Origin of the sequence: Collinsella sp. AF15-51 (assembly GCF_003462845.1) — a bacterium.
Lineage (GTDB): Bacteria > Actinomycetota > Coriobacteriia > Coriobacteriales > Coriobacteriaceae > Collinsella.
The window spans coordinates 24,153-50,148 of sequence record NZ_QRYG01000005.1 but is presented as its reverse complement, the minus strand read 5'-3'; the positions used below and the strand labels follow the sequence as shown (position 1 = coordinate 50,148).

Below are 25,996 nucleotides of genomic sequence, written 5' to 3'. Positions count from 1 at the left end.
ACATATTCGTGTCGTATTGCGGCGCGCGCCCTGTATATGGCTCGGAGCCGCATATGAGCAGGTATGTTCACGGCTCCGGGAGAGACGACGCACAACTAAATAATCGACCGCAAAGTAGGTTCCCTAAAAATCCGGTTTTGAGCACGGCCGGGCAATCGCCGCCCGTCGTGCATCGATACCGCTGTTATCCGTTTTTGGTTCGAGAGGGGAACCGTCATGGCTGAAGCAATCGAAGAGGTCAAGTTGCCCAGCACGTTTGAGGAGTTCAACGAGCAGCGCAAGGCCGCGTTTATTCGCGTCAAGGATTACAAGCAGGCCGGTAATCGCCTGATCGGGTATCTGTGCAGCTATACGCCGCTCGAGATTATCGATGCCGCGGGGGCCGCAAGTGTCGCTCTGTGCGGTACGTCCGATGAGGTGATCCGCGAGGCCGAGAAGGTGCTGCCGGCAAACCTCTGCCCGCTCATCAAGTCGACCTACGGCTTTGCCTACTCGCAAAAGTGCCCGTTTACGTACTTCAGCGACATGATCATCGGTGAGACCACCTGCGACGGCAAGAAGAAGATGTACGAGCTGCTGGGGGAGCTCAAGCGCACGCACATTCTGCATCTTCCGCAGGGTCGCGATCGTGCCTACGAGCGTGAAGGCTGGTACGAGGAGTGCGGCCTGCTCAAGGAGGAGCTCGAGGGCTTCTACGGCATCACGATTACCGACGATGACCTGCGCGCTGCCGTCCGTCGTCGCAACCGCTTGCGTGCGGCCCAGCTCGAGATGTTTGCACTGCAGGCCAACCAGCCGGCGGCCATGAGCGGCGTCGACCTGATGAGCACCATGTTTGCCGGTACGTTCAGCTTTGATATCGAGGCCTATACGCAGCAGCTGGAGCAAAAGGTCGCCAAGCTGCGCGAGGCCTACGACGCGGGCGAGCGCCCGGTCGCGGCGGATGCCAAGCGCATTCTGATCACCGGCTGCCCGGTGGGCGGCGTGATCAACAAGATCGGTCGCACCATCGAGTCCAACGGCGGTGTGGTCGTGTGCATGGACGACTGCTCGGGCGAGCGCACGGCGGCCATGATGATCGACCCGGAGGCTCCCGACATCCTTCGCGCCATCGCCGACCGCTACCTGGATATCAACTGCTCGGTCATGACGCCCAACGACGGCCGTATGGAAAATACGCTGGCCATGTGCGAGAAGTATCACATCGATGGCGTAGTGGAGAACGTGCTCCAGGCGTGCCACACCTTTAACGTGGAGAGTGCCCGCATGCAGGAGGCCGTCGAGGGTGCGGGTATTCCGTACATGAAGATCGAGACCGACTACAGCAATGGCGACATGGGCCAAATCGAGACCCGTATCGCCGCCTTTATCGAGACCCTCTGACGTCTGAGGCACCCGACCTTCCGGCTCCAACCCTCCTCGCGTACCTTGAGTACGCTTCGTCGGGCTTGTCGCTCGGAATCTCGGGCACCTCAGACGCCAGAGGGCCGTTGTTGCAGTGGTGTCTGATCGTTTGATTAGTTTGCCGATTAGGAGAGAGCCATGATAGGGATCGGGATCGATATCGGGTCTACGGCGGCTAAGGCCGCTGTAGTCGATGGTGAGGGTTCGGTGGCGTGGACGTGCGTGCAGCCAACCGGGTTCTCATCGGTCGATGCTTCCGAGCGGCTGCGCGAGGCACTGGCAGCGGCCGGCTATGACGTGTGCGCCAAGGATGTTCGTGTGGTCGCCACCGGCTACGGCCGTGTCGCCGTGCCCTATGCGCATAAAGTCGTTACCGAGATTACCTGCCACGGCACCGGTGCCGTGCGTCTGTTTGGCGACCATGGCACCGTGATCGATGTGGGCGGTCAGGACACCAAGGTCATCCAGCTTAAAGGCGGCCGCGTGGCTAAATTTGCCATGAACGATAAATGCGCTGCCGGCACGGGGCGCTTTTTGGAGATCATGGCCGACCGCCTAGGTATTTCTCAACAGCAGATGGCCGACCTGGCGCGTTCCGGCGAACCTACCAAGATCAGCAGCATGTGCACGGTGTTCGCCGAAAGCGAGGTCATCAGCCTGATCGGTCGCGGTGAGCCGCGCGAGAACATCGCCCGCGGTGTGATCGAAAGCGTCGTGTCGCGCGTGGCCACTATGGCCGGGCAGGCGGCGGGCGCCCCGTACTATCTGACCGGTGGTCTGTGCGAAAACGCCTATGTCGTCGAGCGTCTGGGCGCACTGTTGGGCTCGCCGGTAGAGACCTCGCCCCAGGCGCGCTTTGCCGGCGCTATCGGTGCGGCCATTCGCGCACAGGCGCTCGCGTAGGGGGCTTGCGATAAATCGCCCGCTCTCGGCGCCACCATGCGTATACTGGGAGGAAAAGATTGACCTATGAGAGGAGGGATCGATGGCTGACGATTTCATCAAGCTCACGCAGATGACCGCTGCCTCTGGTTGAGCCGCTAAGTTGGCTCCTGGAGCCCTCGCCCAGGTCCTGGGCGACTTACCCAATGTGCATAACGACAACCTGCTCGTGGGGTTCGATACCTCCGACGATGCGAGCGTCTTTCGCGTTGGCGACAACTTGGGCCTCGTGCAGTCCATCGACTTCTTCCCGCCGATGGTCGATGACCCGTTTCTGTTTGGCCAGATCGCCGCGGCCAACTCGCTGTCGGACATCTACGCTATGGGCGGGCGGCCGAGTCATGCCATGAACCTGCTCTGCATACCCAGCTGCCTGGGTGTTGAGGCTGCTGGCCAGATTCTGGCGGGTGGCGCCGACAAGTGCGTCGAGGCGGGCTGCTCCATCGCGGGTGGCCACACTATCAACGACGACGAGCCCAAGTACGGCCTGTCCGTGAGCGGCTTTGTCGCGCTCGACCGCATGCTCGCCAACAGCGGTGCGCGCGTGGGCGATGTCCTACTGCTGACCAAGGCGATCGGCTCGGGCATTATCACCACGGCCATTAAGGGCGAGCTCATCGAGCAGGACGAGGCCAGCCGGATGTTTGATTCTATGCGCACCCTCAACGAGGCCCCGATCCGTTTGGCCGAGGGGCTCGAACTTCACGGCTGCACCGACATTACGGGCTTTGGCCTGATTGGGCATGCGTGCGAGATGGCCGAGGGCTCGGGCGTGCAGATTGAGCTTGCGTCGGGGGCGGTGCCGCTCTTTGACCAGGTGCTCGACATGGCGCGTCTTGGCATTATCCCCGCTGGCTCCTACCGCAACCAGGACTTCTTTGGCCCGCGCGTGGCTGCCGACGAGGACCTGGAGCCAGGCATGTTGGATGCGCTGTACGATCCGCAGACCTCGGGTGGTTTGCTCATCGCGGCGCCTGCTGCCGATGTGGATGAGCTTGCGCGTCGCCTGCATGCCGAGGGGCGCATCGCGGCCGTTGTCGGGCGCGTGTGCGAGGCGGAGCCGGGCGGTCCTGCCGTCCGCGTTGTTCGCTAGCCCGCACGTTTATGTAACTGTTTGCCGTTCTCTAGAACGGCTCTTTCGAAAGGAATTTGCCATGTCTACCAAGATTGAAGTCAATGCCATGGGCGATGCCTGCCCGCTGCCCGTCGTCAAGACGCTCAAAGCTCTGAAGCAGCTCGATGGCGAGGGCGCCGTCGTGACCTCGGTCGACAACGAGACCGCCGTCAAGAACATCTCCAAGATGGCGCAGGAGAAGGGCTGCACGGCCTCGGTCGAGAAGGTTTCTGACGCCGAGTGGCACGTGACCGTGGCGACCTCTGGCGCCGTTGCCATGGCCGATCCCGAGCAGGATGGCGCTGCCTCCTGTGATGCCAGCGCCGGCAAGGGTAGGCTCGTCATTTCCGTCTACACCGACTGCATGGGCCGTGGCGACGACGAGCTGGGCCACAAGCTCATGAAGGCGTTTATCTTTGCCGTGACGCAGCAGGAGGAGCTGCCCGCGACCATGCTGTTCTACAACGGCGGCGCCAAGCTCACCGTCGAGGGCTCGCCGGTGCTCGATGACCTGAAGGGCCTGGCGGAGCAGGGTGTCGAGATTCTCACCTGCGGCACCTGCCTCGATCACTTTGGCATTAAGGATCAGCTCGCGGTGGGTGAGGTCACGAACATGTACGTGATCGTGGAGAAGATGGAACAGGCCGTGCGCGTCGTGCGTCCGTAGCGTATTGGTTGGAGTTGCCATGAGGGAGAAGCGCCCGGCGCTTGTCATCACGTTTCCCACCACGGCGGCCGCCATGGGTTGCGAGTCCCTGTGCGTTGAGCGTGGCCTTCCCGGGCGAACGATTCCCGTGCCCGGGGAGGTCGCTGCCGGCTGCGGCCTGGCGTGGAAGGCGTTGCCTGCCGATGAGGAGCTGCTGCGCAGCGAGCTTACCGCGGCAGGCGTTCCTACCGAGGGCTATACCGTGATTGATATGTGGGAGGTCGTGCGATGATCTACCTGGATAACGCGGCGACGACCATGCACAAGCCTCAGACGGTCATCGATGCCGTGACGCAGGCGATGTGCTCGCTCGGCAATGCCGGGCGCGGTGCCACGTCGGGTGCCCTCGATGCCGCTCGTACGATTCACGCTTGCCGTACCAAGCTCGCGCGCCTTTTGGGCTGCCCGAGGGCGGACCATGTGTGCTTTACGCCCAACTCCACGGCGGCGCTCAACACCGCCATCAATGGCGTGGTGCGTCCCGGTGACCGCGTGGTCACGACGGTGCTTGAGCACAACTCGGTGCTGCGTCCGCTCAATCGCTTGGCGACGGAGCAGGGTGTGACGGTTGAGCATGCGGGCTGCGACGCGAACGGCGCGCTCGACTACGACGAGCTCGAGCGGTTGGTCACGCCCGGTACGCGTGCCGTGGTGGTGACGCATGCTTCCAATGTGACCGGCAACGCGGTCGACGTTTCGCGTGTGGCTGCCATCGCCCATGCGGCCGGCGCGTTGGTGATCGTCGATGCCTCTCAGTCTGCCGGTACGGCGCATATCGATATGCAAGCCATGGGGCTCGACGTCGTGTGCTTTACCGGCCACAAGGGGCTCATGGGACCCCAAGGCACCGGCGGGCTGGCCGTGGCGGAGGGCATTGACGTGGCGCCGTGGGCCATGGGCGGCACGGGCGTGCACAGTTTCGATGCGCTGCAGCCGCTTGAGTGGCCCACGCGCCTTGAGGCGGGCACGCTCAACGGCCACGGCATCGCGGGCCTTTCTGCCGGTCTCGACTTTATCGAGGCACAAGGCGGGGTCGAGGCGATTGCGGCGCATGAGCGTTCGCTTGCGGAGCGCTTCCTCGCCGGTGCTCGCGAAATCCCCGGCATTGCGCTCTACGGTGCGTTTAACCAACCCGCGCGCTCGGCGATCGTGTCGCTCAACGTGGGCGATATCGACTCTGCCGAGATTTCGGACACGCTCATGCAAGGGTGGGGGATTGCGACGCGCCCCGGTGCCCATTGCGCCCCACTCATGCACCGTGCGTTAGATACCGAGCGCCAGGGTGTCGTCCGCTTCTCGTTTGGGTATTTCAACACGGACGAGGAAGTCGACACCGCGATTGACGCTCTGCACGATTTAGCCTGCTAAAGCGTATATACTTGCGGGACGGGTCTTTTGCCCGTCCCGTTTTGTTTCGACCCGAAAGGTGGTCCTATGGCATCATCCGCCCCGCGCGGTCTGCGCTCCGACCATGTCCTCACCGTCGGCATCGCCCTGTTCTCGATGCTCTTTGGCGCCGGCAACCTCATTATTCCGCCGCTGCTGGCGCTGCAGGCGGGCTCTGCCACGCCGCTCGCCATGCTCGGCTTTCTGATTGCCGCCATCGGCCTTCCCGTCATGGGCTTTATTGCCGTGGCACTTGCCGGAACGGCGCGCGAGCTTGCCGGTCGTGTGCACCCCAAGTTTGGCGAGTTTTTTGTCGCGGCGGTGTATCTGGCTATCGGTCCGTGTCTGGCCATTCCGCGCACGAGCTCCACGGCCTTCGAGATGCTGGTGCCGCTGCTGCCCGAGGGTGTCTCGCTCGGCACGGCCCGCCTGGTGTTTGCCGTCGCCTTCTTTGCCGTCGCCTTTGTGCTCACGCTGCGCCCGGGTGTCATTACGCGCGTGCTCGGCCGCATTACGGGCCCCGCGCTCATCGCCCTTATCGTATTGGTCGTGGGCGCTGCCGTGGTCTCGCCGCTGGGTTCCGCTGCCGCGCCGCAGGCTCCTTACGATGCCGGTGCCGCCGTGCAGGGCTTTTTGACCGGCTATCAGACCATGGACCTGCTCGCGTCGCTCGCCTTTGGCATCATCATCGCCGAGACCATCCACGAGCTGGGCGTTACCGACGACAAGCGCGTGGCCTTCGAGATTTCGCGCTCCGGCGTGATCGCTGGTGTGCTCATGGCCATCATCTACTGCGGTCTGGCGCTTGCCGGCACGCAGCTGAGCACCGTGATGCCCGATGCCACCAACGGAGCCGCCATCCTCGCCCGCTCGGCCTCCATGCACTTTGGCCTTGCCGGCACGGTCGTGGTCTTTGCGATCTTCTTCCTCGCCTGCATGAACGTATGCATCGGCCTCATCAGCTGCTGCTCGCGTTACTTCTGCGAGACGTATGTGGTCGAAGGGGGAGCAGAGGCTTCCGAGGAGGCCATGCGCCGTCCCTTTGCGATACTCGCCTTTGTGTTCGCGGCGTTTTCGTGCGTGCTCTCAAACGTGGGCCTCGACGTGATCCTCATGTTCTCGGTGCCCATGCTCAACGCCCTGTACCCTGTTGCAATTGTTCTGGTGCTTATGGGTCTAGTGCACGGTTTTTGCGACGCGCATCCGCAGGTGTGGGTCTGGGTCGGCGGCGTTGTCGCGGTGCAGAGCGTGATCACCTCGATCCGCGACGCGTTCTTTGCAGGCGTGTGGCTGCCGTTCGATGCGCTGCCGCTGGCCGACATTGGAGCCGCATGGGTGCCGGTTGCCGTGGTGGCGTTTGTGATTGGCCTGCTCCACAGCCGGTTTGTCGCACATTCGAGGAGCTAGGGTATCGTCGCTTGCACAGGCGGGGAGTCTCCCCTATAATTTCCTTCGCTTTGGGACACGCAAGGTTTAGACCTTAGCTGCTCAACACCTTCGGGACGTGGCGCAGTTTGGTAGCGCGCCTGCTTTGGGAGCAGGATGTCGCAGGTTCAAATCCTGTCGTCCCGACCATATCTTGCGGGCGTAGTTCAATGGTAGAACCCCAGCCTTCCAAGCTGATGACGCGGGTTCGATTCCCGTCGCCCGCTCCAAGTAATTTGCAGGTCAGAGGTACGTTTACTTCTGACCTGTTTTGTTTTGACCGTCCGACGCGGGGCCTTTGCATTGGCAATGCTCGTCCCTGCTGATTAGGAAAGAAGTGACTGACATGGCAGATTTCAAGGCAGAATATCCCACCTCCGATTGCCTGGCGCCCGCCGCGATCGAGGCGAAGACCGAGGCCGCAGGCGTTACCAAGGCCAACCTGCCGGTCTCGAAGGCCTTTTTGCTCGCCATGTTCGCCGGCGCGTTCATCGCCTTCGGCGGCCTGTTCTTCACGGTCTTTCTGAGCGATCCCACGCTTTGCTGGGGCGCCCAGCGCTTCGTGGGCGGTCTTGCTTTTTGCCTGGGACTGGTGCTCGTGCTCATTTGCGGCGCGGAACTGTTTACCGGCAACTCGCTTATGGTCTGCGCGCTTAAGAGCAAAAAGATCACGCTCGTCCAGATGCTCAAGGCTTGGGCTATTGTGTGGATCGGCAACTTTGCCGGCGCCCTGTTCGTTGTCTTTTTGATTTACATGGCAGCCATTTACAAACTCAACGGCGAGGTCGTCGCCAACACCATGGTGAGTGTCGCCGCCGGTAAGGTTACGATCGGCGCCGTCACCATCTTCTTCCGCGGCATTCTGTGCAACATCTTTGTGTGCCTGGCCGTATGGATCGGTACCGCCGGCAAGACCGTGGTCGATAAGGTCGTGGGCATTCTGCTGCCCATTGCCGCCTTTGTGGCCTGCGGTTTTGAGCACTGCGTTGCCAACATGTACTTTTTGCCTATGGGCATTTTGATGCACTCCTGCGGCTATGGAGCCGATGTCGCCGGCGCCGATGCCCTCAATGCTGCCGGGTTGGCGCTCAACCTTACGGTCGCCACGCTGGGCAATATCGTGGGTGGCGCCCTGATCGTGGCGCTGGGCTACTGGTTTATCTACGCCAACAGGGAGGCCTAAGGACCCAAGACATAACCGACCAAAGAGGGACAGGTTTATTTGGCAGGTTTTGGACGAGGCGCTTCGACGTCTTGTCACGAGCTGCCATAATGGATCTGTCCCTTTTGCGTGCGCGCCGGTATTTTTTTGCCCGATGACGATCGCGGGGGACCAGCTATTTATTGAACATGTCGAAAGGCTTTTCATGAGCGACTGCGAATCCATGTCTGCCGAGGTGCGCGGCCGCCTGCGTTCCATTCCCGCCGTTCACGAGTTGCTTGCCGAGTGGCCGGTCATGAAGGCTGCTGGCGATGCAGGCGACACGATGGTACGCGAGGCGATTGACGCCGAGCTCGATGCCGAGCGCGCGGCGATTCGCTCCGGCGCCCCTGCAAGGAACAAGCGCGAGCTCGCCTTGGCAATTGAGCAGCGGACCCATCGCCTGTCGCTGCCGACCCTGCGCCCTGCCGTCAACGCGACGGGCGTTGTGATTCACACCAATCTGGGCCGCGCTCCGCTCGCTCCCGCGGCGGTGCAGGCGGTGACCGATGTCGCCCGAGGCTACAGCACGCTTGAGTATGACGTCTCAATCTGCGCTCGCGGGGGCCGCAAGGAGCATGCCGCACGCCTGCTGCGCACGCTCACGGGGGCGCAGGACGCCTTGGTTGTCAACAACAATGCCGCCGCGGTGCTGCTGGTGCTTGCCGCGCACGCGGCTGGCAAAGAGGTCATCGTGAGCCGCGGCGAGCTTGTCGAGGTGGGCGGCAGCTTCCGCATCCCCGACATCATGGCGGCTTCGGGTGCCAAGCTTGTCGAGGTTGGCTCTACCAACCGCACACATCTGGACGATTATCGAAGCGCCATTACGCCCAACACGGCGATGATCTTGAAAGTTCATCCTTCTAATTACCGTATCGAGGGCTTCCACGAGGAGGTTTCCGCGGCGGAGCTTTCCGCGCTGGCGCATGAGCACGGGCTGTTGCTGTACGAGGATCAGGGCTCGGGCGCTTTGCTTGCAGACGGGGTGCTCGCCGATGCGGGGGAGAAGCCCACGTCCGCCTCGCTTTGCGCCTGCGTTGACGTCGTCTCGTGCTCGGGTGACAAGCTGCTCGGCGCCTCGCAGGCAGGCATTATTCTCGGCAGCGCCCAAGTAATCGCCGCCTGTGCCTCGCATCCTCTTATGCGCGCGCTTCGCCCTGGCAAGCTCACGCTCGCGGCGCTCGAGGCCACTTTGCGACTGTATGTGACCGGTCCCGACGCGGCGCATCGGGAGATCCCGGTACTCAACATGCTTTCCGGCGCGCCGGCTCCGCTCGAGCGCCAGGCCAAGCGCCTGCACGACCGCATGCTGCGCAAGCTTCGCGAGGCTCAGTGCGAGGAGGCCGTGGAGCTGCAGGTTGTCGAGGGCGCCTCTACTCCCGGCGGCGGATCGCTGCCGACTGTCGAGCTCCCTACATTTTGCGTTGCCGTCTGTCCCGTCGATGGGCGTCTATCCGCCGATGGCCTAAAGCGCGCTATGGTACAGGAGCCCGATACGCCGGTTGTGACACGCGTGCGCCACGACCAGGTGCTGTTTGACGTTCGCACGCTTTTGCACGACACCGACCTTGACCTGTGTGCGTCTGCGTTGGCGGATACCGTGCGGGCGGGTTTGCGTCGATGACTGCGCGTAAGCTTGTCGAGTGTCCCGTTGTCGTTGGAACAGCAGGACACGTCGACCACGGAAAGTCGGCCCTTATCGAGGCGCTGACCGGCAAAAATCCCGACCGTCTGGAGGTCGAGCGACGCCGAGGCATGACTACGGAGCTCGGCTTTGGCGAGCTCGAGCTTCCCAGCGGCAAGCTTGTCGGCCTGGTCGACGTGCCCGGGCATGCGCACTACCTGCGCGCGATGGTACAGGGTGCCACCGGCGTGGACGTTGCGTTGCTGGTGGTTTCTGCCGTTGAGGGCGTGATGCCGCAGACCCGCGAGCATGTTCGCGTACTGGAGCTGTTGGGTGTGACGCAAATGGTCGTTGCGCTTACGATGCGCGATCTGGCCGATGACGAGACGGCGGAGCTCGCCGAGCTTGACGTGATGGATTTCCTCGGCGATACCGTCTTTGCCAATGCGCCCGTGGTGCCCGTTTCCTCTCGCACGGGTGCGGGTATCGAGGACGTTCGCCTTGCCCTCGATACCGCTATCGACTCTTTCCTGGCCGATGCCGCATCCCGCCCGGTGCGCCCCTGTCTGGCCCCGCGCCTGCCCATCGACCGCTGCTTCACCATCAAGGGATCCGGGACGGTCGTCACGGGCACGCTTCACGATGCCCCCGTGGCGGTGGGCGATGAGCTCGTTTCGAGTCCCGCGGGCGTGCGCTGCCGCGTTCGCGGGATTCAGGTGCATGGCGATACTCCTCGGGCGTTGCCCGGACAGCGCGTGGCGCTCAACATCGTGGGCGACGGCGCGGGCGACCTTCCGCGCGGCGAGGTCCTCTGCGGGTCTGGTGCCGAGGGCTCGACGCTCAGGCTTATCGCGCGCTTCACCTATCTGGGGCGCGAGGGCGCCAAGCCCGTGCCCTTCGAGTCCGGCACGCGCGTCCACGTGATGGTGGGCACGGCAGAGGTCCTCGGCCGTATCATGCTCATGGAGGGTGAGGGTCCTATTGAGGCTGGCGAGACCCGCATCGTGCAGGTCCGTCTGGAGGAGCGCCTTCCCGTGCGATCGGGCGACGGCCTCATTGTGCTCGCGTTCTCGCCGGTGGTGCTTATCGGCGGCGGTCGTGTTCTTCTTTCGCGGTGTCGCCGCTCGCGCGTCCTCTCCGCGGGCGAGTGCGCGCTGCTCGGGGCCCTGGATGCCGACGACCGCGCCGCCGCCGTTGCCGCATGGTTGGGGCTGCAGCGCCTGCCCGTGCCTGCCGCGGCCGCAGCCCGTGCTCTCGATCTTTCGGGTGCCGAGGCGGCTGCGCTCCTGCACGGGGCGGTTTCCTCGGGTGACGCCGTGGCGCTTCATGCCGAGCGCTCGACCGAGGAGCTCTATGCCGCCCCCGCTGTGCTCGATGCCGCCCTCGCCACGCTCTCCGTCACGTTGGCCGCCATGCACGGGGCCGCGCCCAAGCAGACGGGTTTCACGCCGGGCGAGGTCGCGCATGCCGCCTGGCCGACAGCGGGCGAAGACATTGCGTCCGCGCTCGTTCTCGAGGGCTGTGCGCGCGGCGTGTGCACCGTCGACGGTGCCGAGGTGTTCGACCCGCACTCTGCCGCTGCGGCGATACGTGTGGTGCGCGAGGCGAGCCAGCGCATCGTGGCCGCCCTCGACGAGGCGGGTCTCGGTGCGGCGACGCTGCCCGAGGTGGGTGAGCGTCTGCAGCTCGATCGCGACACCATGACGCGTGCCCTGCGCGAGCTTTCGCTCAACCGCGCGATCGTTAAGATCGAACGCGACGTTGCCTTGTCTGCCGCCGCCGAGGCCCATGCGCGTGAGGTCGTCGCCGCGGCTATCGAGGCTGCTGGCGGCGTTGCCACGACGAGTGTGCTGCGCGAGGCCTTAGGCGTGTCGCGCAAACGAGCCATTAGCATCTTGGAGCACCTGGATGCGGTGCGTTTTACGACGCTCAACAAGGAGGCCGGCGGTCTCAGATCCCTGCGCTAGGGCTCCGAATCGCCGCTCGCCACAAAACCGGCCTATCTACTACGTTTAAGTGACTACCCTCGACCATTTCAAAAACCGCAAAAACAAAACCGCAGGTAGACGACTTGCCGATGTTACGAAAAAGCGGGTATGGTCAACCCCTGCAGGTTAAACGTAGTAGATGGGCCGTTTTCGTGGCGCGACCCTGTTCGTTTGGTAAAATACCGCCACGCTTGGGAACGGATGGGCTCCGGTGGGCCCCGCGGTCCTCAAAACCGTTGCGAGGCGTGCAAAACGTCTTGGATGTGTTCGATTCACATACGTTCCCGCCAACGCATCTCGCCAAAACCACCACAAAGGTGCCTGTCCCCAATGTGGTGGTTTGGAACATGCGGACGAAACAGCTTCGAAACACGCGATTTGTACGTCGGGTGCTCAAAAACGCTTCTACCTGCATCGTAATCAAAACGAAACATCTGCTCGTCGGCTTATGCGAAATTTTCCCGCAACAGTGCGATATTATCCATAAACGATAAAGTTCGCGGCGCATGGGGTGCCGCGATCAACATTTTTCGTTTCCCATCATTGGAGGAAGCATGAGCTACACGCAGAAAGTTCTCGACGAGCTCAAGGCCCGCTATCCCGAGCAGCCTGAGTTCATCCAGGCCGCGACCGAGATCCTCGGCACCATCCAGCCGGCGCTCGACGCCCATCCCGAGTACGAGGAGGCCGCCCTGCTTGAGCGCCTCGTCGAGCCCGAGCGCATCGTTATGTTCCGTGTCCCCTGGGTCGATGACCAGGGCAAGGTTCAGGTCAACCGCGGCTATCGTGTCGAGTTCAACTCTGCCATCGGACCCTACAAGGGCGGCCTGCGCTTTAACCCGACGGTCACCCTGGGCATGCTCAAGTTCCTGGGCCTGGAGCAGATCCTCAAGAACAGCCTGACCACCCTTCCCATGGGCGGCGGCAAGGGCGGCTCCGACTTTGACCCCAAGGGCAAGTCCAACAACGAGATCATGCACTTCTGCCAGTCCTTCATGACCGAACTCTATCGCCACATTGGCCCCAACACCGACGTTCCCGCCGGCGACCTGGGCGTTGGTGGCCGCGAGGTTGCCTACATGTTCGGTCAGTACAAGCGCCTGACCAACGAGTGGACCGGCGTCCTTACCGGCAAGGGCCTCTCCTTTGGCGGCTCGCTCGCCCGTACCGAGGCCACCGGCTACGGCCTGGTCTACTTTGTGGACGAGTACCTCAAGAGCCGCGGCGACTCCTTCGAGGGCAAGAACGTCGTCGTTCACGGCTCCGGCAACGTCGCTATCTACGCCGTCCAGAAGGTTGCGCAGCTCGGCGGCAAGGTGCTGGCCTGCTCCGACACCCACGGCTGGGTCGAGGATCCCGACGGCATCGACTACTCCGTGCTCGAGCACGTCTACAACAAGAAGCGCTCCGGCCACGACAAGGGCGTCACGCTCGCCATGTACGTTGACGAGAAGCCCGGTGCCGTGTGGCACGAGGGCGACGGTCGTGGCGTGTGGCAGCTGCCCTGCGACATCGCGCTGCCCTGCGCTCGTGAGAATACGCTGCTGCTCGAGGACGCCCAGGCGCTCGTCGCCAACGGCTGCAAGGTGGTCGGCGAGGGCGCGAACATGCCCACGACCATCGAGGCCACGACTTACTTCCAGGAGAACGGCGTCGCCTTTATGCCCGGCAAGGCTGCCAACGCCGGTGGTGTGCTCGTGTCCGGCCTGGAGATGAGCCAGAACGCCGAGCACCTGTCCTGGACCTTCGAGGAGGTCGACGGCAAGCTCGAGCAGCTCATGCGCGGCATGTTCCACAACGTGGACGACACCGCCAAGGAGTACGGCGAGGAGGGCAACTTTGTCATGGGCGCCAACATCGCCGGCTTCCTGAAGGTCGCCGACGCCATGCTCGCCCAGGGCGTCTGCTAAATCCAGCTCGACATAGCAACTGATGAGGCTCCCAGCATTTGTGCCGGGAGCCTTTTTCTATGGTGGTGAGGGCCGTGCGCCCTCGTTTGGTACACTAGAGGACACTGGACAAGTGAAGAGATGGGGGAGAACGTGCTCAAGTTCGGTACCTACGTCCGTGTTGGAAACGCGGCCGAAGCCTATGAGCTCTTACAGAAGAACCGCAACAACAAGATTGTGGGCGGCGGCATCTGGATGCGTCTGGGTTCGCGTCGCGTGGCGACGGCGATTGACCTTTCGGCCTGCGGACTCGATCAGATCGAGGAGACCGAGACCGAGTTTCGCATCGGTGCCATGTGCACCCTGCGCCAGCTCGAGCGTCATGCCGGGCTCAACGCGCTTGTCAACAATGTCTTTGAGTTCGCCGTCCACGACATCGTGGGCGTGCAGCTGCGCAATACCGCCACGGTGGGCGGCAGCATCTACGGCCGCTTTGGCTTCTCGGACGTTCTCTCGGCGTTCCTGGCGCTCGATTCGTATGTTGAGCTGACGGGCGCCGGCCGCGTGCCGCTCGCCGAGTTCGTGCGGATGGGTTACGTGCGCGACGTGATCGAGCACGTCGTGGTCGTTAAGCACGACTACCGTGCGAGCTACGAGGCCGTGCGCAAGGCCGCGACCGACTTCCCCTCCTTAAACGTCACCGCCGCCTGGTGGAACAACACTTGGCACGTCACCGTGGGCGCCCGCCCGCTGCGCGCGACCCTGCTGCAGGGCGTGGCGTGCGGCCTTACCAACGAGCAGCCTTCCGAGGACGAGCTTCGCGCCCTTGCTGCATCCGTGCGTGCCCTGAGCTACGGAACCAACCTGTGGGGCTCGGCCGACTACCGCCGTCGCATCTCGGCCCCGCTCGCCGTCCAGGCCGTGCGCCGCGCCGCCGGCATCGAGCTTTCGGCCGCGCTTGCCCGCGAGCTCGAGACCGTGCAGGTCCCTAAGTTTGCCACGGACGAGTATTCCTGCCGCCGTGTGCCCGGTGTCGATTCTAGCGAGGTGCGCTAATGGCTGCCAAACTCATCGATCTTTCCTTTACGCTCAACGGCCGCAAGGTCAAGGTTCAGATTGCCCCCGACACTATGCTCCTTGCGCTTTTGCGTGAGCAGGGTTGCGTGTCAGTGCGCTGCGCCTGCGAGACCACCAACTGCGGCCTGTGCACGGTGTGGCTCGACGGCGACCCGGTGCTGAGCTGCTCGGTTCCCGCCGCGCGCGTCGAGGGCCATACCATCACCACGCTCGAGGGTCTCAAGGCTGAGTCCGAGGCGCTTGCCCTCGCGATGGCTGCCGAAGGCGCCGAGCAGTGCGGTTTTTGCGCCCCCGGCCTTATCATGAACGTGCTGGCGCTTGCCCGCGCCGCCAAGGAGGACCCGAGCCTCGTCGCCACGCGCGAGGAGCTGTCGCGCCAGCTCGCCGGCAACCTCTGCCGTTGCAGCGGCTACGAGAGCCAACTGCGCGCCATTGTCCGCTTCCTCAACGAGTCCGGCGTGCAGGTGGGCTTTGAGATGCCCGAACTGCCGGTCAACGACACCAGCTGCGACGGTGTCTCGTACAAGCAGATCACCCATAAGCAGCCCAAGAAGGACTCGAAGGCGCTGCTCGAGGGCCGTCCCGTCTACACGGGCGATATGGTGCCCGCCGGCGCGCTCATCGTCAAACTCAAGCGCAGCCCCTATGCCCGCGCCAAGATCCGCTCCATCGATACGTCGCGCGCCCTGAAGGTGCCCGGCGTCGTGGGCGTCTACACTTACGAGGACGTGCCCAAGCGCCGCTTTACTATCGCCGGTCAGAGCTATCCGCAGCCGAGTCCCTACGACCGCCTGATTCTCGAGAACCTTGTGCGCTACCAAAACGAGGAGGTGGCGATCGTCGCTGCCGAGACCGAGGAGGCTGCCGACAAGGCGCTCAAGCTCATCAAGGTCGACTATGAGGTGCTCGAGCCCCTGCTCGACTTTACCCAGGCACTCGATAACGATATCGTGGTCCACCCCGAGGGCGACGTGACCTTTATGTTCCCGCAGGGCGGCGATGTCCCGCGCAACCTGGTGTGCAGCGGTACGAGCGACTTTGGCGACCTTGACGAGGCCTTCGCCCAGAGCGACATCGTCTTTGAGCGCACCTACACCAGCCAGGCCACGCAGACTGCGCCCATGGAGACCTTCCGCGCCTTCGCGACGACCGACGCGTTCGGCCGCATCTCGGTGACCACCTCTACGCAGGTGCCCTTCCACGTGCGCCGCATGGTCGCGCAGTCGCTCGACATTCCGCAGTCGCAGGTGCAGGTCATTAAGCCGCGCATCGGCGGCGGCTTTGGCTCCAAGCAGACGGGCTGCTGCGAGATCTTCGTTGCGTTCGTGACCCAGCAGACCGGCCGTCCGAGCTACTGCTGCTACACCCGCGAGGAGACCATCACCGCGGGCAACTCGCGCCACCAGATGCAGATGACCGTCAAGTTGGGTGCCATGAACGACGGCACCATCACGGCCATCGATCTGCATACGCTGTCCAACGCCGGTGCGTACGGCGAGCACGCTACCACGACGATCGGCCTGTCGGGCCACAAGAGCCTGCCCATCTACAACCACGTGAAGGCGAGCCGCTTTAGCTGGGACGCCGTCTACACCAATACCAACCGCGGCGGCGCGTATCGCGGCTACGGTGCCACCCAGGGCCAGTTTGCCGTGGAGAGCGCCGTCAACGAGCTTGCCGACATGCTGCACATGGACCCCGCCGACCTGCGCCTTAAGAACATCGTGCGCGAGGGCGAGATCATGCCGCAGTACTACAACGAGAAGCTCAACGCCTGCGCGCTCGACCGCTGCCTGCTGCGCGCGATGGACATGATCGGCTGGCGCGACAAGCCGCTGGCTGTGGACCTGGGCGACCGCGTGCGTGCTCTGGGCTGTGCGCTCACCATGCAGGGCTCGGGCATTTCCAACGTTGATATCGCCGGCATCGACATGCGCCTGGAAGAGGACGGCTTCATTACCATCGGCACCGGCGCCACCGATAACGGCATGGGCGTCGACACGATCCTGGCGCAGATTGCCGCCGAGGAGCTGGGCGTGGAGAGCTCGCTGATCGTGGTGCGCGGCGTGGACACCGACGTGTCGCCGTTCGACGCCGGTTCGTACGCGAGCTCCGGTACCTACGTGACGGGCCTTGCCGCCAAGAACGCCGCGACCGAGCTGCGTGAGAAGATTTGTGCCAAGGCCGCCCAGATGTGGGATGTGGACGCCGCCGACGTGGTTTTCGATGGCCAGTACGTGCGTCTGTCCGACGAGCGCGCCGCGCGCGAGCAGAACCGCTACCTCACGCTGCGCGACTTTGCCAACCTGTGCGTCAAGAACATCGCGGGCGGCGACGCGCTCACCTCGCATGCTTCTGCCTGCCTGCCCGTTTCGCCTCCGCCGTTTATGGCCGGCATTGCCGAGGTCGAGGTCGACAAGGCCACCGGCAAGGTGACTGTGGTGGACTACGCGGCGGCTGTGGACTGCGGCACCGTGATCAACGAGGCACTCGCGCGCGTCCAGGCCGAGGGCGGCATTGCCCAGGGCATCGGCCACGCGCTCTACGAGATCGTCGAGCACGACGACCGCGGCCGCCTGCGCACCGGCAACTTTATGAGCTACAAGCTGCCCACGCGCCTGGACATCGGCAGTATTCGCGTGGCCTTTGAGCCGAGCTACGAGCCTACGGGCCCGTTTGGCGCCAAGTCGATCGGCGAGGTCGTCATTAACACGCCGCTCGCCGCCGTGGCCTCGGCCGTGGCACACGCCACCGGCCACCAGGTGCGCTCGCTGCCGATCACGCCCGAGAAGGCCCTGCTGGGGGAGTAGCGGGTCGGCGAACAAGTCGTAATGGGCGGGGCGGGGCAACTCGCCCCGCCTTTCGCACTCGTGGTGAGGTCGTGAGCCTGTAAAACGTGTGCGTGCGCTTGTCGTTCGTATCTGCTATCATTCCTAGTCTGTGCGCTCATGCGGGCGTGGCGGAATTGGTAGACGCGCCAGATTTAGGTTCTGGTGGGATTCCCGTGAAGGTTCGAGTCCTTTCGCCCGCACCAACGCATCTGCGTCGGCTTCGGCCGTCGCGACTCTTTGTTGCATAAAGGTACCAGCACCTCAGATAAGCTGGGCAGTATGAGGAGGAACGTGTTGAACATCACCGCTTCTGACGTCAAGGACGCCAAGCTCACCGCTACGGTCACCATCCCGGCCGCCGACGTCGACGCCGCGATCAAGAAGGCCTACAAGGACACCGCCAAGAAGTACCGCTTCCCGGGCTTCCGTGCCGGCAAGGCTCCCCGTCCGGTCATCGATTCCGCTCTTGGCGCCGAGGCTACCCTTGCTCAGGCCACCAACGACCTGATCGCCGCCAACGAGCCCGCCGTCCTCAACGAGCTGGACATCGTCCCCACCAAGAGCGGTGACTACAAGGAGCTCGACCTCGCCAAGGATCACGAGGACTACACCTACACCGTCGAGTTCTCCCTGCGTCCCGCCGCTGAGCTCTCCTCCTTCGACGCTGTCGAGATCGAGATGCCCCCTGCGGAGGTCACCGAGTCCGAGATCAACAACCAGGTCGAGATGCTCCTCAACTACCGTGCCACCTTCGAGGACGTCGAGGGCCGCGCTGTCGAGTCCGAGGACTACGTTACCGTCGACCTCAAGGCCGTCGAGAACGCCGACAACTTTGCCGCCGAGGGCCGTATGCTCATCGCCGGTAGCGACAGCAACCCCGCCGAGTTCAACGAGGCTCTGATCGGCGCCAACGTTGACGACGTCAAGTCCGTCACCTGGACCGACGAGGCCGAGGAGGGCGAGGAGGCCGAGACCCACACCGTCGAGGTCACCGTCAAGGGCATCAAGGTCCGCAACACCCCCGAGCTCACCGACGAGCTCGTCAAGTCTGACTTTGGCTTCGACAGCATCGACGCTATGCGCGACGCCATCAAGATCGAGATCGAGCAGGACAAGGCTTCCCGCCTCCCGGCCGAGAAGGAGAACCGTTGCGTCTCCGCTCTCGCCGAGCGCCTGCAGCTCGACGAGATGGACGCCGACTACGAGCAGTCCGTCTTTGAGGAGCTTGGCCAGAACTTCCTGTCCAACCTCGCTGCCCGCGGCATGACGCTGGACACCTGGCTGCCCGCTTCCGGCCTGACCATGGAGCAGTTCATCGGCGACCTGCACAAGCAGGCCAACGACGTTGCCCGTGAGTCCCTGGCGCTCGACGCTCTCGCCCGTGAGCTCAAGATTGAGGTCACCGAGGACGACATCAACGCCGAGTTCGAGAAGGCTGGCGTCAAGGACGTCGAGGCTTCCAAGGCCGAGTTCATCGCCGATGGCCGCATGCCTGCCGTCCGCGAGTCCATCCGTCGCTCCAAGGCCGTCGATCACCTGGTCGAGAACGCCAAGGTGACTGAGGTCGACGAGACCGCCAAGGACGCCGAGTAATTCTCGCCACCTTGCACGCGAGCGCATGTATGTGCCCGTGATGGGGTAAAGTTATAAGCCGGTTATCCGGTTGCTTCGTACGGTGCCAGCCAATGCATAGCATGCGGGCACCGTACGTTTGTCTAGAGCCACTATTGGTCCGTAAGAGAAATGGAGATGCGTATGATCGCTAAGTTCGATTCCGCCCTCGTGCCATACGTTATCGAGCAGACGCCGCGCGGCGAGCGCAGCTACGATATCTATTCGCGCCTGCTCAACGACCGCATCATCTTCTTGGGCGAGGAGATCAACTCCGTCAGCGCCAACCTGGTCGTTGCCCAGCTGCTGCATCTTGAGAGCCAGGATGCCGAGAAGGATATCTCGCTCTACATCAATTCGCCCGGTGGCGAGGTTTACTCTGGCCTGGCGATTCTTGACACCATGAACTTTATCAAGCCGCAGGTCTCCACCATCTGCGTCGGTATGGCTGCGTCCATGGCCGCCGTGCTGCTTTCGGCTGGCGCCAAGGGCAAGCGCTTCTGCCTGCCGCACTCCAAGGTCATGATTCACCAGCCCAGCGGCGGTGCCCAGGGCCAGCAGACCGAGATCGAGATCGTTGCCGAGGAGATCAAGAAGACCCGCCGCGAGCTCAATCAGATCCTGTCCGATGCCTCGGGCCAGCCCATCGAGAAGGTCCAGGCCGATACCGAGCGCGACAACTACCTGACCGCTGCCGAGGCCCTCGACTACGGCCTGATCGACCGTATCGTCACCTCGCGCGATCTCGCCGCGAAGGACGCCTAGGATGGCAGGAAACATGCAGGACAACTTTGACGAGAATGGCAACCCCATCCGCTGCTCCTTCTGCGGAAAAGAGCAGGGGCAGGTCCGTCGCCTCGTAAAGGGTCCGACCAACATCTTTATCTGTGACGAGTGCGTCGCCGCCTGTTCCGAGATTCTGGAGGAGTCGCTGGCTTCGGACTTTATGGACGCCGCTCGCAACGGCAAGCTGCCGGGCTTTCTCAACGACCACGGCCAGGCTGCATCCCAGCCCGCCGTGGACCCCGAGGCCGAGGGCTTTGAGCTCGAGGACGACCGCCAGGTCATCACGCACGTGCCGACGCCGCACGAGATCTATGACGAGCTTTCGGCTTATGTCATGGGCCAAGAGGACGCCAAGCGCGCCATGTCGGTTGCCGTGTACAACCATTACCGCCGCGTCATCGAGGGCGGTGCTGCGCTTTCGGCCTTTGACGACGGTTTGGACTCGCAGCTTGACGATGACATGGACGAGGTGGAGCTCGCCAAGTCCAACATCCTGCTGCTCGGTCCCACCGGTACCGGCAAGACGCTGCTGGCCCAGACGCTCGCGCGCATCCTCGAGGTGCCGTTTGCCATCGCCGATGCCACCGCGCTCACCGAGGCTGGTTACGTTGGCGAGGACGTGGAGAACATCCTGCTCAAGCTCATCAATGCTGCCGATGGCGACATTGAGCGCGCTCAGGTGGGCATTATCTACGTGGACGAGATTGACAAGATTGCCCGCAAGGCCGAGAACCTCTCCATTACCCGCGATGTCTCGGGCGAGGGTGTGCAGCAGGCGCTGCTTAAGATTCTTGAGGGCACGGTGGCCAGCGTTCCGCCTACCGGTGGCCGCAAGCATCCCCAGCAGGAGCTGCTGCAGATCGACACGACTAACATCCTGTTTATCTGCGGCGGTGCCTTTGTGGGTCTGGACAAGATCATCGCCGACCGCGTGGGCAACAAGGGCGTGGGCTTTAACTCCGAGATCGCCGGCCCCACCTCGGTCGACGAGAACGACCTGCTGCGTCAGGTGCTCCCGCAGGACCTCAACGCCTTTGGCATGATCCCCGAGTTCGTGGGCCGTACGCCCGTTGTCACCCAGACGCAGGCGCTCGACGAGGACGACCTGGTGTCGATTCTGACCGAGCCCAAGAACGCCGTGGTGCGTCAGTACCGCAAGATGTTCCAGCTCGAGGACGTTGAGCTTGAGTTTGAGGCCGCGGCCCTTCACGAGATCGCCCGTATGGCGCTCGCCCGCAAGACCGGCGCCCGCGGCCTGCGTTCCATCTGCGAGGACGTGCTTCAGCAGACGATGTTCGACCTCCCCAGCGAGGAGGGTGTCGCCAAGGTCATCGTGACCGAAGCGGCGGTTAAGGGCGAAGAACAGCCCCAACGCATCTACGGGTAAACCAGCCAAAAACGTGCTTGCAAATAGCCTCCGACCATCCGCGGTCGGAGGCTATTTTATATATACGCAATAACCCTAACTACCTGTGTTATTCTGTGTGTTTGTTTAAAGTCTCAGCAAAGTCCATTCAGACTGAAGTAATCGAAACCTAAGGGGAGGAATGTCGGCCCGATTTTCGTAGATCCCGCACGAGCCGAAGAGCACTAAATGTGCTCTTCGAGCGAGCCAGGACTTGACCGAGCGAAAATCGGGCCGACATTCCTCCCCGGCGGGACAGGGAGAGATATATGGAAGAGATGCCCAAGAATTACGATCCGTCGACCAATGAGCCGGCGATCCTGCAGAAGTGGCTTGACGGCGGCTACTACAAGCGCCGTGAGGGCGTGGGCGATTGCACCGTCACCATTCCGCCTCCCAACGTGACCGGCAAGCTCCATATGGGTCACGCTACCGACGACTCCATCCAGGACGCCATCATCCGTATGGCCCGTATGCGCGGCAAGTCCACGCGCTGGGTGCTGGGCACCGACCACGCCGGTATCGCTACGCAGACCAAGGTCGATAAGAAGCTCAAGAGCGAGGGCATCAGCCGCTTGGAGATCGGCCGCGATAAGTTTGTCGACGCCTGCTGGGACTGGACTCACGAGTACGGCGGCATCATCGTCGAGCAGATTAAGCGCATGGGCTGCTCCGTCGACTTCGACAACGAGCGCTTCACCATGGACGAGGACTATGCCCAGGCCGTGCGTAAGGTCTTCTGCGACTGGTACCACGACGGCCTGATCTACCGCGGCAAGCGCATCGTCAACTGGTGCCCCAACTGCACTACCGCTATCTCGGACGACGAGGCTGAGTACAAGGACGAGAAGGGCCATCTGTGGCACCTGCGCTACCCGCTGACCGAGCCGGTCAACGGCCAGGACTACATCGTCGTCGCCACCACGCGCCCCGAGACCATGCTCGGCGACACGGGTGTCGCCGTCTCCCCGAAGGACCCCGAGAAGGCTGCCTTCGTGGGCAAGACCGTCATGCTGCCGATTGTCAACCGCGAGATCCCCATCTTTGAGGATTGGCACGTCGATGCCAACTTTGGCTCCGGCTTTGTTAAGGTCACCCCGGCCCACGACCCCAACGACTACGCCATGGGTCAGGCGCACGACCTGCCGCAGATCAACATCTTCGACGAGCACGCGGTGGTCGTCGAGGGTTACGGCGAGTTCACCGGCATGAACCGCGACGAGTGCCGCGAGGCCGTCATCAAGTGGTTCGAGGAGCACGACCTGCTCGATCACGTCGAGGACCTCGATCACTCCGTCATGCACTGCTACCGTTGCGACTCCGCCCTGGAGCCGTGGCTGTCCGAGCAGTGGTTTGTGGCCGTCGACAAGCTCAAGGGGCCGGCGCTCGACGCCGTAAACTCCGGCAAGGTGACCTTCCACCCCGCGCGCTGGACGCAGACCTACACCACCTGGATGGAGAACCTCAAGGACTGGTGCATCAGCCGTCAGCTGTGGTGGGGCCACCGCATCCCCGTGTTCTACTGCGAGGACTGCGGCTGGGAGGACGCCCTCACCGAGGACACCGACGTGTGCCCCAAGTGCGGCGGTCATCACGTGCATCAGGACGAGAACGTGCTGGACACTTGGTTCAGCTCGCAGCTGTGGACCTTCGCCACGCAGGGCTGGCCGCAAAAGCCGGAGCTGCTCGAGGGCCATCACCCCACGACGGCGCTCGTCACCGCGCGTGACATCATTGCGCTGTGGGTCGCCCGCATGGTCATGAGCTCGCTGTACTTCCTGGACGAGGTGCCGTTTAAGGACGTCGTCATCTACCCGACGATCCTTGCCAAGGACGGCAGCCGCATGTCCAAGTCCAAGGGCAACGGTGTTGACCCTATGGACCTCATTGGCATGTACGGTGCCGATGCCATGCGTTACAACCTGCTCACACTGTGCACCAACAACCAGGACGTCAAGTTCGACGCGAACATCGATAAGAAGACCAAGAAGCTCATCGACAGCCCGCGTACCGACCAGGCCAAGTCGTTTGTGACCAAGATCTGGAACGCCAGCCGCTTCCTGCTTATGAACATGGAGGGCTATACGCCCGGCGAGCCCGTTGTGGAGACGCCGGCCGACGCCTGGATGTTCAGCCGCCTGGCCAAGGCCGTGAAGATGGTCACCGAGGGCATTGAGAACTACACCTTTGGCGACATGGCCCGTGGCGTGCAGCAGTTCTTCTGGAACGAGGTCTGCGACTGGTACGTCGAGGTCACCAAGTCCCGCCTGAAGGGCGAGGGTCGTCTGCAGGCGCAGCGCAACCTGATCTTTGTGCTCGACACCTCCATTCGCCTGATGCACCCGCTCATGCCGTTTGTCACCGAGGAGATCTGGGACAACATGCCGGCGAGCGTGCTCGATCTGGACGCCGAGGGCAACGTGAACCGCGCCGAGGCGCTCATGATCGCCAAGTGGCCCGAGCCCGCCGACTATGCTAAGTACGTGGATGAGGACGCCGAGCGTGCGTTTGAGCTGTGCCGCACCGTCGTGTCTGCTGCCCGCGCTACCCGTTCGCGTTACCGCTTGAGCCCCAAGGCCGAGCTCGACGTGGTCGTGCGCGCCGGCTCCGAGGACATTGAGAAGCTCGAGAGCCTGCGCTCGACCATTGAGCCGCTGGCCAACACCGCTTCGCTGGTCATGGGTACCGACGTTGAGAAGCCGGCTGCGAGCATTGCCGTGGTCGACAGCGGCGTCGAGGTTTTTGTGGTGCTCGAGGGCAAGGTTGATCTTTCGGCCGAGAAGGCGCGCCTGGAGAAGGAGATCGCCACGGCTCAGAAGGAGCTTGCCGGCTGCGAGAAGACCCTTGCCAACGAGGGCTTTGTGGCCAAGGCCGCGCCCGCGGTGGTGCAGAAGAAGAGGGACCGTGCAGCTGAGCTCAAGGAGATCCTGGCGGCGCTGACTGCTCAGGTTGCTGACTTCTCGTAAGGTTCACTCGGGGGCGCGTCCCGATGCTTTGCTCTCCGCTGCGGACAGTCCTGCGCAAGACGGACAGCACATTAAGTGCTGTCCTTTGCGTGCGGAACTTGCGGCGAGCAAAGCATCGGGCCGCTCCTAGTTCGTTTACGTTGTTGTTTGCATCTGGCGTGTTAGGGCCACTGGGTTGTGGCCTTGATCTCGCTGCAAGCGGGTAAAGGCTGATATTGTCAACGTGAGGGGCTCATTCTTTTTGATGGGCCTCTTTTTCTGTTATGGGGGACTTTGGGTTATGGCTAAGCGTTCGGGGTCGTATGTCGTTCCTTTCTCGTTTGAGCTGCTTTCGTTTGATGAGGCTGTGGGACTTGCTGCTGATACGGGGCGGATTTCTGGGGATGCTGGTCCTCTGCTCGAGACGGTTGTCGATATGCTCGATGAGCTGGGACGTCCGGATGAGTATTTCGATTGCATTCAGGTTGCCGGTACCAATGGCAAGACTTCGACCACGCGTTTTTCGGCTGCTATCTTGCGTGGTGAGGGGTTAAAGACCGCGCTGTATACGTCGCCGCAGCTGGTGCGCTATCCCGAGCGCATGGAGGTCGATGGGCGCGTCGTGAGCGATGAGGCCTTTGCCCGTGGCGTTTCCGCCGCTGTTGAGGCGGGACATCGCGTGAATGCCCGTCGTGTGGCGGCGGGGGAGCGTGCCTATGCCATCACGCCGTTTGATCTGCTGACGGCTGCCGCACTTGTCGTGTTTGCCGAGGCCGCGGTGGATGTTGCTGTGCTCGAGGTCGGCATGGGCGGACGCTGGGACGCCACGAGTGCGACCGATCCCGTCGCCGTTGCCATTACGGGCATCGGGCTCGACCATACACGCATTCTGGGAGATACGCTCGAGGCCATTGCGGTGGAGAAGGCTGCGGTTATTAAGCCTGGGCGCCTGGTTGTTTTGGGCGAGGGTACGCATGAGGCAAGTGTTCAGCGCGTGATGGATGCACGTTGTCGCGAGTGCGGCATTGTGCCGCTCGTAGTGAACCATGCCACGACCAAAGTGCCGGAGCACGTGGGCAATACGGTTGAGTTTAGCTGCACCACGCCGCGTGCGATCTATACGTCGAGCATGGTCAAGCCGGCCTATCAGCCGCAGAATGCCGCGTGCGCGATTATGCTGTGCGAGGGGTATCTGGGTCGCGAGCTCGATCATGACAAGCTCGATGCGTCGCTTATGGGCTGCCCCACGCCGGGCCGATTTGATGTGCTGGGAACTGATCCGCTTAAGCTGATTGACGCCTGCCATAACCCTCAGAGCTGCGAGAACTTTGTGAGCGCGCTGGACGAGATCGATCCGTGCGTGGAGAACCGCCCCACGTTGCTGTGTGCCGCGCTGGCCGACAAGGACGTGGCTGGCATCGTCGACGTGCTGATTCCGGCCTTCCCCCGTGTGGTCGTGACGCAGACCGATTCCGATCGCGCCCTGCCGGCAGAGGAGCTCGCCGCCCTTGTGGACGCTGACAAGCTCGCGGGCGTGTACCCCAGCGTATCCGAGGCCCTCGCAGCTTTCGAGGCCGCGGGCGAGCCCTTCGTAGCAGCCGGCACCATTACCCTAGCCGGCGAAGTGGCAGGCTTGCTGCGCTAACCCATCCCCTCATCAGT

General features: G+C 63.0%; 18 protein-coding genes, 4 tRNA genes and 1 pseudogene. All 23 read left to right on the top strand.

What is annotated here, in order from left to right:
- Positions 1 to 216 precede the first annotated feature (216 nt).
- The 23 genes and pseudogenes from DWW51_RS03975 (at position 217) to DWW51_RS03875 (ending at position 25,979) form a co-directional block, all read left to right on the top strand.
- Positions 217 to 1,383 carry a double-cubane-cluster-containing anaerobic reductase gene (locus tag DWW51_RS03975; RefSeq protein WP_197032163.1) on the top strand — a complete coding sequence of 389 codons (1,167 nt, stop codon included), beginning with the start codon at positions 217 to 219 and terminating at the stop codon, positions 1,381 to 1,383.
- A gap of 159 nt (positions 1,384 to 1,542) precedes the next feature.
- Positions 1,543 to 2,307 (top strand): acyl-CoA dehydratase activase, encoded by a 765-nt coding sequence (locus tag DWW51_RS03970; protein WP_117773610.1) that lies wholly within the window; start codon positions 1,543 to 1,545, stop codon positions 2,305 to 2,307.
- Positions 2,308 to 2,389: 82 nt separating this feature from the next.
- Positions 2,390 to 3,439 (top strand): selenide, water dikinase SelD, encoded by a 1,050-nt coding sequence (gene selD / locus DWW51_RS03965; protein ID WP_117773609.1) that lies wholly within the window; start codon positions 2,390 to 2,392, stop codon positions 3,437 to 3,439.
- A gap of 61 nt (positions 3,440 to 3,500) precedes the next feature.
- Positions 3,501 to 4,127 carry a sulfurtransferase-like selenium metabolism protein YedF gene (yedF, locus tag DWW51_RS03960; RefSeq protein WP_117773608.1) on the top strand — a complete coding sequence of 209 codons (627 nt, stop codon included), beginning with the start codon at positions 3,501 to 3,503 and terminating at the stop codon, positions 4,125 to 4,127.
- Between the two features lie 19 nt (positions 4,128 to 4,146).
- A complete protein-coding gene (locus tag DWW51_RS03955) occupies positions 4,147 to 4,398 on the top strand; it encodes a DUF3343 domain-containing protein (protein ID WP_117773607.1) in 252 nt (83 codons plus the stop codon).
- Entirely contained in the window at positions 4,395 to 5,534 is a 1,140-nt protein-coding gene (locus DWW51_RS03950; RefSeq protein ID WP_117773606.1) for an aminotransferase class V-fold PLP-dependent enzyme, read from the top strand. The genes DWW51_RS03955 and DWW51_RS03950 overlap by 4 nt, the downstream gene beginning before the upstream one ends.
- A gap of 66 nt (positions 5,535 to 5,600) precedes the next feature.
- Entirely contained in the window at positions 5,601 to 6,959 is a 1,359-nt protein-coding gene (gene brnQ / locus DWW51_RS03945; RefSeq protein ID WP_117773605.1) for a branched-chain amino acid transport system II carrier protein, read from the top strand.
- Between the two features lie 91 nt (positions 6,960 to 7,050).
- A tRNA-Pro gene (locus DWW51_RS03940) sits at positions 7,051 to 7,127 on the top strand.
- Positions 7,128 to 7,133: 6 nt separating this feature from the next.
- Positions 7,134 to 7,207 (top strand) — tRNA-Gly (locus tag DWW51_RS03935).
- A 116-nt stretch (positions 7,208 to 7,323) separates the two neighbouring features.
- Complete coding sequence (locus DWW51_RS03930; RefSeq protein WP_117773604.1) at positions 7,324 to 8,160, top strand: formate/nitrite transporter family protein; 837 nt, start codon at positions 7,324 to 7,326, stop codon at positions 8,158 to 8,160.
- A gap of 184 nt (positions 8,161 to 8,344) precedes the next feature.
- Positions 8,345 to 9,802, top strand: a complete 1,458-nt coding sequence (gene selA, locus DWW51_RS03925; RefSeq protein ID WP_197032161.1) for an L-seryl-tRNA(Sec) selenium transferase — start codon at positions 8,345 to 8,347, stop codon at positions 9,800 to 9,802.
- Entirely contained in the window at positions 9,799 to 11,769 is a 1,971-nt protein-coding gene (selB, locus tag DWW51_RS03920; RefSeq protein ID WP_117773602.1) for a selenocysteine-specific translation elongation factor, read from the top strand. The genes selA and selB overlap by 4 nt, the downstream gene beginning before the upstream one ends.
- A gap of 214 nt (positions 11,770 to 11,983) precedes the next feature.
- Positions 11,984 to 12,080 (top strand) — tRNA-Sec (locus DWW51_RS10225).
- 264 nt (positions 12,081 to 12,344) lie between these two features.
- Positions 12,345 to 13,700: an NADP-specific glutamate dehydrogenase gene (gene gdhA, locus DWW51_RS03915; RefSeq protein WP_117773601.1), complete on the top strand. Its 1,356-nt coding sequence runs from the start codon at positions 12,345 to 12,347 to the stop codon at positions 13,698 to 13,700.
- A 132-nt stretch (positions 13,701 to 13,832) separates the two neighbouring features.
- Entirely contained in the window at positions 13,833 to 14,735 is a 903-nt protein-coding gene (locus DWW51_RS03910) for a xanthine dehydrogenase family protein subunit M (protein ID WP_197032160.1), read from the top strand.
- Positions 14,735 to 15,178, top strand: a pseudogene (locus tag DWW51_RS10480) ((2Fe-2S)-binding protein); the annotation flags it as partial. The gene DWW51_RS03910 and the pseudogene DWW51_RS10480, both read left to right, overlap by 1 nt.
- 177 nt (positions 15,179 to 15,355) lie before the next feature.
- The gene (locus DWW51_RS03905) at positions 15,356 to 17,566 is read left to right on the top strand and encodes a xanthine dehydrogenase family protein molybdopterin-binding subunit (protein ID WP_369832562.1); all 2,211 of its coding nucleotides are present in this window, start codon (positions 15,356 to 15,358) and stop codon (positions 17,564 to 17,566) included.
- Between the two features lie 140 nt (positions 17,567 to 17,706).
- Positions 17,707 to 17,790, top strand: a tRNA-Leu gene (locus DWW51_RS03900).
- An 88-nt stretch (positions 17,791 to 17,878) separates the two neighbouring features.
- On the top strand, positions 17,879 to 19,180 hold the full coding sequence (tig, locus tag DWW51_RS03895) for a trigger factor (RefSeq protein ID WP_231501567.1): 1,302 nt from the start codon (positions 17,879 to 17,881) through the stop codon (positions 19,178 to 19,180).
- A 162-nt stretch (positions 19,181 to 19,342) separates the two neighbouring features.
- Complete coding sequence (locus tag DWW51_RS03890) at positions 19,343 to 19,963, top strand: ATP-dependent Clp protease proteolytic subunit (protein ID WP_022095182.1); 621 nt, start codon at positions 19,343 to 19,345, stop codon at positions 19,961 to 19,963.
- Position 19,964: 1 nt separating this feature from the next.
- Positions 19,965 to 21,371, top strand: a complete 1,407-nt coding sequence (gene clpX / locus DWW51_RS03885; RefSeq protein WP_117773598.1) for an ATP-dependent Clp protease ATP-binding subunit ClpX — start codon at positions 19,965 to 19,967, stop codon at positions 21,369 to 21,371.
- A gap of 287 nt (positions 21,372 to 21,658) precedes the next feature.
- Entirely contained in the window at positions 21,659 to 24,355 is a 2,697-nt protein-coding gene (locus DWW51_RS03880) for a valine--tRNA ligase (protein WP_117773597.1), read from the top strand.
- A gap of 280 nt (positions 24,356 to 24,635) precedes the next feature.
- Positions 24,636 to 25,979: a folylpolyglutamate synthase/dihydrofolate synthase family protein gene (locus tag DWW51_RS03875; protein ID WP_117773596.1), complete on the top strand. Its 1,344-nt coding sequence runs from the start codon at positions 24,636 to 24,638 to the stop codon at positions 25,977 to 25,979.
- Positions 25,980 to 25,996 lie beyond the last annotated feature (17 nt).

Coding starts and splice junctions, on each gene's coding strand:
- yedF (WP_117773608.1), top strand. CDS start 3,501: ATGTCTACCAAGATTGAAGTCAATGCCATGGGCGATGCCTGCCCGCTG.
- DWW51_RS03880 (WP_117773597.1), top strand. CDS start 21,659: ATGGAAGAGATGCCCAAGAATTACGATCCGTCGACCAATGAGCCGGCG.
- DWW51_RS03905 (WP_369832562.1), top strand. CDS start 15,356: ATGGTGCCCGCCGGCGCGCTCATCGTCAAACTCAAGCGCAGCCCCTAT.
- gdhA (WP_117773601.1), top strand. CDS start 12,345: ATGAGCTACACGCAGAAAGTTCTCGACGAGCTCAAGGCCCGCTATCCC.
- DWW51_RS03875 (WP_117773596.1), top strand. CDS start 24,636: ATGGCTAAGCGTTCGGGGTCGTATGTCGTTCCTTTCTCGTTTGAGCTG.
- selB (WP_117773602.1), top strand. CDS start 9,799: ATGACTGCGCGTAAGCTTGTCGAGTGTCCCGTTGTCGTTGGAACAGCA.
- DWW51_RS03890 (WP_022095182.1), top strand. CDS start 19,343: ATGATCGCTAAGTTCGATTCCGCCCTCGTGCCATACGTTATCGAGCAG.
- DWW51_RS03955 (WP_117773607.1), top strand. CDS start 4,147: ATGAGGGAGAAGCGCCCGGCGCTTGTCATCACGTTTCCCACCACGGCG.
- DWW51_RS03975 (WP_197032163.1), top strand. CDS start 217: ATGGCTGAAGCAATCGAAGAGGTCAAGTTGCCCAGCACGTTTGAGGAG.
- brnQ (WP_117773605.1), top strand. CDS start 5,601: ATGGCATCATCCGCCCCGCGCGGTCTGCGCTCCGACCATGTCCTCACC.
- selA (WP_197032161.1), top strand. CDS start 8,345: ATGAGCGACTGCGAATCCATGTCTGCCGAGGTGCGCGGCCGCCTGCGT.
- DWW51_RS03950 (WP_117773606.1), top strand. CDS start 4,395: ATGATCTACCTGGATAACGCGGCGACGACCATGCACAAGCCTCAGACG.
- DWW51_RS03930 (WP_117773604.1), top strand. CDS start 7,324: ATGGCAGATTTCAAGGCAGAATATCCCACCTCCGATTGCCTGGCGCCC.
- clpX (WP_117773598.1), top strand. CDS start 19,965: ATGGCAGGAAACATGCAGGACAACTTTGACGAGAATGGCAACCCCATC.
- DWW51_RS03970 (WP_117773610.1), top strand. CDS start 1,543: ATGATAGGGATCGGGATCGATATCGGGTCTACGGCGGCTAAGGCCGCT.